The sequence below is a fragment of the Variovorax sucrosi genome, from assembly GCF_051216635.1.
In the GTDB taxonomy this organism is placed as follows: Bacteria; Pseudomonadota; Gammaproteobacteria; order Burkholderiales; family Burkholderiaceae_C; genus Variovorax.
Map to the genome: position 1 here is coordinate 1 of NZ_JBPJZU010000017.1, position 5,676 is coordinate 5,676.

The window sequence follows — 5,676 nt, forward strand, 5'->3', positions numbered from 1 at the left end:
ACCGCGGCCTTGATCGCGGCGCCGCCGAGGTCATGCGCTGCGAGGGAAGAGAAGTCGCCCTGGAACGCGCCCATGGGGGTGCGGGCAGCGCCGACGATGACGATGGATTCGGACATGAGGTCTCCAGAGGGATGGGGGTTTACTTCGGGGGCAGGCGCACGGCACCGTCGAGGCGGATGACTTCGCCGTTCAACATGTCGTTCTCGATGATGTGCCTGGCCAAGGCGGCGTAGTCCGCAGGACGCCCCAGGCGCGAAGGGAAGGGGACGCTGGCGGCGAGCGCATCCTGGACTTCCTGGGGCATGCCAAAGAGCATCGGCGTGCCGAAGATGCCGGGTGCGATCGTCATGTTGCGGATGCCGCTGCGCGCCAGGTCGCGGGCGATCGGCAGCGTCATGCCCACGATGCCGCCCTTGGACGCGCTGTAGGCCGCCTGGCCCATCTGCCCGTCGTAGGCCGCCACAGAGGCCGTCGAAATCAGCACCCCGCGTTCACCCGTCGGCTCCGGATCGTTGCTGCTCATCGCCGCCGCCGCCAGGCGGATCATGTTGAAGCTGCCGATCAGGTTGACCGTGATCGTCTTGCTGAACGAAGCCAGGGCATGGGCGCCGTTCTTGCCGACGGTCTTTTCCGCCGGCGCGATGCCGGCACAGTTCACCAGACCGAAGAACGGTCCCAACTTCTGTGCGGCCGCCACGGCGGCGATGCCGTCGGCTTCCTGCGTCACGTCGCATCGGACGAACAGGCCGCCGATGGCCCGGGCGACCGCTGCGCCTCTGTCGTCCTGCATGTCGGCAACGACGACGCGCGCGCCGTTCTCCGCGAGCATCCTTGCCGTCCCTTCCCCCAGGCCGGAAGCGCCGCCGGTCACGATGAAAACCTTGTCGCTGATCTTCATGTTTTTCCTCCGATGATCGCCGCCTGGCTGCCGGCCTGTTGGCGCAGCAGGAACTTCTGAATCTTCCCCGTCGCGGTCTTCGGCAGCGCCGCGAACACGACGCGGCGGGGGCACTTGTAGTGCGCGAGCCGCTGCCTGCAGAACGCGATGATGTCGGCCTCGTTGACCGGCGGCGCCCCGGGCTTGAGCTCGACGAATGCGCATGGCACCTCGCCCCACTTCGGATCGGGATGCGCCACGACCGCGGCGTAAAGAATCGCTTCATGCCGATGCAGCACGTCTTCGACCTCGACCGAGGAGATGTTCTCGCCGCCCGAGATGATCACGTCCTTCGAGCGGTCGGTGATCTGGACATAGCCATCCGGATGCACCACCGCGACGTCCCCGGTGTGGAACCATCCGCCTTCGAAGGCCTGCCGCGTTGCGGTGGGATTCTTCAGGTAGCCGGTCATCACGGTGTTCCCGCGAACGACAAGCTCCCCCGCCGTGCGCCCGTCCTTGGGCACGGGGTGCATCGTCTGCGAATCGACCACCTGCAAGCCTTCGAGGGCCGCGGCGCGCACGCCCTGGCGCGCCTGAAGCCTTGCGCGTTCCGCACCGTCGAGCTCGTTCCAGCCGTCCTGCCACGCGCAGCTCACTGGCGTTCCGCTGATCTCCGTGATGCCGTAGACGTGGTCGACGGCGAACCCGAGCGACGCCGTGGCTTCGAGCACCGTCGCCGGTGGGGGAGAGCCCGCGGTGAGCACCCGCACCGGGCCCGGCAGCACACGACGCTCGTCGTCGCGCGCATTTGCCAGCATGCCCATGACCGTGGGCGCGGCGCAGAAATGATCGGCCCCGTGCACCGCGATCGCTTCGTAGATCGACGCCGCGCTGACCTTGCGAAGGCAGACGTGTGTGCCTGCGGCGGCCGTGATGGCCCAGGTGAAGCACCACCCATTCGCATGGAACATCGGCAGCGTCCAGAGATAGACGGGGGCCTTGGGAACCGCCCAGTCCGTGAGCTGCAGCAGGCTCATGAGATAGGTGCCGCGATGGCTGGGGACCACGCCCTTGGGGTCTCCCGTGGTGCCCGAGGTGTAGTTCAGCGCAATCGGATCCCACTCGTCGGTGGGCCATACGCCTTCGAATGCGGCGTCGCCTTCCGCCAGCAGCGCCTCGTAGTCGAGCACGCCCACGGCTTCGTTGCGCGGACCCTCCACGTCGTAGATGTCGATGAGGATCGGCGGGTTCGGCAGCTTGGCTACTGCCTTCAGCGCCGTGGCCGAATGCTCGCTGTCCACCAGCAGGATGCGTGACTCGCTGTGCTGGAGGATGAAGGCGAGGCCGTCGACATCGAGCCGTGAATTGATGGCATTGAGCACCGCACCCGACAGGGGGACGCCGAAGTGCGCCTCGAGCATGGCCGGGGTGTTGGGCGCCATGATCGAAACGGTGTCGCCACGGCGAACGCCACGCTGGACCAGCGCCGATGCGAGGCGATAACAACGGGCACGCGTTTCGGCCCAGCTTTGTCGGTACGCCCCGTGAATGATGGCCGTGCGTTCGGGGTACACGTCCGCCGTGCGGTCGATGAAGCGCAGGGGGGTGAGCGGAACGTGGTTGGCTGGCGTGCGTTCCAGCCCTTCCTTGTAGATGCCGGCGGCCATCAACGGGACTCCTGACGCGGTTTCCGATGGAAGGTGGCGAAGCGGTCGACCGGTTCGCGTTCCGTCACCAGGGTGTTTTCGGCGCGCGACATGTCCGCGTAGCCGAGGCTCATGCCGCAGACCAGCATCTGGTCGTCGGGGATGCCGAGTTCGTCGGCGATGACGCGATGGAATTTGGTGAAGGCGACCTGCGGACAGGTGTCGAGGCCCCTGGCGCGTGCGGCGACCATGACGCTCTGAAGGAACATGCCGTAGTCGATGAGACTTCCTTGTTCCATCAAACGGCTGACCGTGAAAAAGAGGCCGATCGGGGCATCGAAGAACCGGTAGTTGCGCCCGTGCTGGGCGTGCATGCGCTGCTTGTCGCCTTTCTCGATGCCCAGCAAGCCGTACAAGTCCCAGCCGACCTTTCTCCGCCTTTCCACAAAGGGCGATGTCCATTTCACCGGGTAGTAGTTGTAGGGCTCGCGCAGATCTGCTGCTTGCGCCGGGTCGTCGTCGATCTCGGCGATCCGGTGGCTGAGTCGGTCCTTGGCCTCGCCGCGCACGACGTGCACATGCCAGGGCTGGGTGTTCATTCCCGACGCGGCGTACGACGCCACCTGCAGGATGTCGCTGATCTGCGCGTCCGTAACGTCTTTCGCCTGGAAAGCCCGCACGCTTCGGCGTGTCGAGATGGCCCAGTCGACTGAGCGCTGCAGATCCTGGTCGTTTCCGATCGGCGCGTCGGACATTCGATTCATAGAGTCTCCTAGTTTCTTGGCCGCGAGGGACGCTTCGCTTCAGGGCCCTCGTCGGCATCACGGATGCTAGGAGTCGAGACGTCCTGCGAATGTCGGGCAGATGACACTCGCGGCCAGATCGCACTGGCATCTGGTTCGACTGAGGTTTGCCCCCGTTGCCCTTCTCGGTGCGAGCCCTGAAAATCATTGATTTCGGGGCTGCTGGAAAAATCGAATGACTGAGCCCGGGCGATTGCCAGACTTTTTGCTTGCTTCCAGCTGGAGCGCTGGGCTGACCGAGATTCAATTGAATCGGGTGCGAAGAGACGCGTTCTTGCGCGAGTACCAGGCCGGCGCAACGGTGTGCACCCGTGGCCAGCCTGCGATCCACTGGATGGGCGTTGTGGCCGGAATGCTCAAGGTCGACAAGGTGGCAGAGGATGGACGCTGCACGACGTTCGCCGGGGTGCCCGCCGGCGCCTGGTTCGGCGAGGGTGCGGTCATCAAAGGCGAGTTGCGGCCCTATGCGGTCGTCGCCATCCGGGACAGCGGGGTGGCCTTCTTGCCGCGCGCCACCTTCCAGTGGCTGATCGACGACAGCTCGTTCTTCAGCCGGTGGGTGATCGACCAGCTCAATGCGCGCCTGGCTCATTACGTCTCGCTGGTCGAAACCTCGAGATTCCAGGAAGCGACGGCACGTGTCGCGTTCTGCCTCTCTGAGCTGTTCAATCCCCAGCTGTATCCGACGACCGCCAAGCAGCTGGCCATCTCGCAGGAAGAGATCGGCCGGCTGAGCGGGTTGGCGCGGCAGAACACGAACAAGGCCATTCGCGAACTGGAAGACGCCGGTTTCCTTCGAAGCCGATACGGGACCATCGAAGTGCTGGACCTGCCGGGGCTGCAGCACTTCGCCCGCACGGCTTGAACCGTCGACCTGCTAGACGGGCGCCCGCAGGTCTTCGATGACCAGGCCATCGTTGGGCAGCGTACCGGGGCCGACGAACTCGACCTCGCATCGCAACTTGGTCAGCTCTCGAACGGTTCGCGCGATGCTCGAGCCCAGTTCGTCGCTTGCGCTTGCACATTCCGCGCGCAGACACATGGCATCGGGTTCCCAGGTGGTGGTGCTGCTGCCCCCGATCACCAGCCTCAGGCGCAGAAGCTCGCGGTGGCGGCGAGCGACCTCGGCGATCTGCTCCGGCCCGACGAACATGCCGCGCACCTTGGTCGTCTGGTTGGCGCGCCCCAACCAACCCCGGATGCGCACATTGGTGCGGCCCGAAGCGCAGGGCCCGGGCAAGACCGCGGAGAGGTCCCCGGTGCCGAAGCGGATCAGTGGATAGTCCGGGTTGAGCGAGGTCACCACGACCTCGCCGACCTCGCCCTCCGGCACGGGGTCGCCGGTGCCGGGCCGGACGATCTCGACGATGATCCCCTCGTCGAGCACCAGCCCCTCGCGAGGCGCGGTTTCGTAGGCGATCAGTCCCACGTCGGAGGTCATGTAGCACTGGTACGCGTCGACCCCGCGTTCGCGCAGCCAGTCCCGTGCCACCGTCGGGAACGCCTCGCCCGACACAAGCGCCTTCGTGAACGGCAGGCGCGTAGCGCCTTGGGCGGCCGCGCGCTCAAACAGTACCTTCAGGAAGCTCGGCGTGCCCACATAACAGGCCGGCTGCAGGTCCAGGATGGCCCGCAGCTGGAGGTCCGTGTTGCCCGTGCCGCCGGGGAACACGGAACAACCGAGTGCCATAGCGCCTGCCTCCATGATCGCGCCGGCCGGCGTCAGGTGGTAGCTGAAGCTGTTGTGGACCAAGTCGCCAGGCTGGAAACCCGCCGCGAACATCGCCCTGGCGCTTCGCTCGAAATCGCCGCCGTGCCCTTCCGGCTCATACAGCGGGCCGGGTGACTGGAACACCCGGCGCACGCCCGACCTGACGCTCACACCGTGCCAGCGGACCGCCGCGAATCCAGCGAATGGATCGACAGGGGTCCGCTGGGACTGCCGGCTCATGAAGCCCTCGTGCTTGCGAAGCACCGGCAGCGCGGCCAGCGCGGCTCGGCTGGTGACCTGGTGGGGGGAAACGGCGGCGAGGATCTCTGCCATCGCCGGGGCATGGGTTTTGGCGTGCGCGATCTGCCGCGGCAGGGCCGCCAGCAAGGCGCGCTCTCGTTCCGCGGGCGAACGCACGTCCAGCGCGTCGTAGTACTTCTCGACCTCGTGCCGTGCGCGAGACCCTTTTGCACCGGTAACCATGCGCTGTCCTGAGTCGTTCATGCCAGCCACCTCTTTCTGCGCTTGTAGCTCTTCACGTCCTTGAAGCTCTTGCGGTCGCCACCACCGACACCCAGGTAGAACTCCTTGACGTCCTCGTTCTCGCGCAGGCTCTTGGCCTCGCCGTCCATCACG

Annotated in this window: 6 protein-coding genes and 1 pseudogene; 1 reads left to right on the forward strand and 6 read right to left on the reverse strand. The window is 66.0% G+C overall.

Annotated features, from left to right (window positions below; all coding sequences use genetic code 11):
* The 4 genes from ACSFBE_RS23855 to ACSFBE_RS23765 all read right to left on the reverse strand — a co-directional run.
* On the reverse strand, positions 1-116 hold a 116-nt coding region (locus tag ACSFBE_RS23855), incomplete at its 3' end, for a thiolase family protein (RefSeq protein ID WP_435492569.1).
* 23 nt (positions 117-139) lie between these two features.
* Positions 140-898: a 3-hydroxyacyl-CoA dehydrogenase gene (locus ACSFBE_RS23755; protein WP_435492865.1), complete on the reverse strand. Its 759-nt coding sequence runs from the start codon at positions 896-898 to the stop codon at positions 140-142.
* Positions 895-2,547 carry an acyl-CoA synthetase gene (locus ACSFBE_RS23760; protein WP_435492866.1) on the reverse strand — a complete coding sequence of 551 codons (1,653 nt, stop codon included), beginning with the start codon at positions 2,545-2,547 and terminating at the stop codon, positions 895-897. The genes ACSFBE_RS23755 and ACSFBE_RS23760 overlap by 4 nt, the downstream gene beginning before the upstream one ends.
* Positions 2,547-3,290 carry a nitroreductase gene (locus tag ACSFBE_RS23765; protein WP_435492867.1) on the reverse strand — a complete coding sequence of 248 codons (744 nt, stop codon included), beginning with the start codon at positions 3,288-3,290 and terminating at the stop codon, positions 2,547-2,549. Before ACSFBE_RS23765 ends, ACSFBE_RS23760 begins: the two co-directional genes overlap by 1 nt.
* Positions 3,291-3,603: 313 nt before the next feature.
* Here ACSFBE_RS23765 and ACSFBE_RS23770 point away from each other — a divergent pair, with 313 nt between their 5' ends.
* Positions 3,604-4,194, forward strand: coding sequence for a Crp/Fnr family transcriptional regulator (locus tag ACSFBE_RS23770; RefSeq protein WP_435492868.1), 591 nt, complete (start codon positions 3,604-3,606; stop codon positions 4,192-4,194).
* A gap of 12 nt (positions 4,195-4,206) precedes the next feature.
* Here ACSFBE_RS23770 and ACSFBE_RS23775 read toward each other — a convergent pair whose 3' ends face one another.
* Entirely contained in the window at positions 4,207-5,523 is a 1,317-nt protein-coding gene (locus tag ACSFBE_RS23775) for a phenylacetate--CoA ligase family protein (RefSeq protein ID WP_435492869.1), read from the reverse strand.
* A gap of 17 nt (positions 5,524-5,540) precedes the next feature.
* Positions 5,541-5,676: pseudogene (locus tag ACSFBE_RS23780) on the reverse strand (ABC transporter ATP-binding protein); the annotation flags it as partial.